The organism is Paracoccus marcusii, from assembly GCF_006151785.1.
GTDB classification, from domain to species: domain Bacteria; phylum Pseudomonadota; class Alphaproteobacteria; order Rhodobacterales; family Rhodobacteraceae; genus Paracoccus; species Paracoccus marcusii.
Map to the genome: position 1 here is coordinate 1 of NZ_VDDD01000263.1, position 1,055 is coordinate 1,055.

The 1,055-nt window shown below is 60.3% G+C and carries 1 protein-coding gene; it reads right to left on the reverse strand.

Annotation, left to right across the window (positions count from 1 at the left end):
• Window positions 1-15: 15 nt before the first annotated feature.
• Window positions 16-974 (reverse strand): IS630 family transposase gene (locus tag FHD68_RS18675; RefSeq protein ID WP_127898215.1). Its coding sequence is split into 2 segments (ribosomal slippage): window positions 16-630 and window positions 633-974, totalling 957 coding nucleotides; the frame shifts between segments, so codons are not numbered across the junction.
• Between the last annotated feature and the right edge of the window lie 81 nt (window positions 975-1,055).

Sequence of the window (1,055 nt, forward strand, 5' to 3'; positions counted from 1 at the left end):
TAAAGCGTTTCTGTATTAACCTGATACATACCCTGCCGCGTGGAAGTAGTTCCAGCACTCCTGGGGTGAGAACATGCTGCAGATGTCACCAAGGGCTTTGAACAGGTCATCGAAGGTTCGTGCGCCCATTTTGCGGAGATGCGCCTTCAGCTTCGAGAAAGCCTGCTCGATGGGGTTCAGGTCGGGTGAATAGGGCGGCAGATACAGGAACCAACACTTGGCGTCACGGATGGCTTCGGCGGCCTCGACGTTGCGATGAGTGGCCAGGTTGTCGAGGATGACGACCGTGCCGGGCGTCAGTTCCGGGGTCAGGACATCGCGGACATAGGTCGCAAAGGCGGAGCCATCCATCGCGCCTTTGATCACCCAGGGCGCAATGAGCCCCTCCGACGTGAGGCCTGCGATGAAGGTCTGTGTGCCCCAGCCACCGAAAGGCGCGTCCATCCGCAACCGCTGGCCGCGGCAGGCGCGCCCTCGCAGTCGGGTCAGGTTCGTCTTCACGGAGGTTTCGTCAATGAACACCAGCCGTTCGGGCTGGCGACGCATAAAGGGAATGCGCCGCTCCTGCCACTCGTGCCGGGCTTGTTTTACACGGGCGCGGTGCTGTTCGGAGGCCACCAACGATTTTTTTTATAGGTGAAACCAAGCCGCTTGAGCAGAGCCGCAATCGAGGAGTGATGAACCTTCACGCCCTCGGCCATGGCCAGCGCATCGCGCAATTCATAGAGCGTGATATCCGGATCCTGGGCGACCAGCTCTTCAAAAAAGGCCTGATGCGGCGCAAGCTTTCCGCGCCCGCGTGGCCGCCCCTGCGGCGCGGGCACTGCATCCCCGTGCTGCCGAATTGCCCGGGCCCAACGAGACCCCGTCGCAGGCGAGAGCATCAATCGCGCCGCGGCAGCTCGCCCACTCAAACCCTCTTCGAGACAAGCCTTGAACCGCGCACGCAGCGCATTCGGTAAAGGTGCTGACATGATCCATCCTCCTAGAAAGGATGAATCACAAGCAGACCCCTATGAAAATCCCATGATTCCGGGTTTTGCAGAAACGCTCTA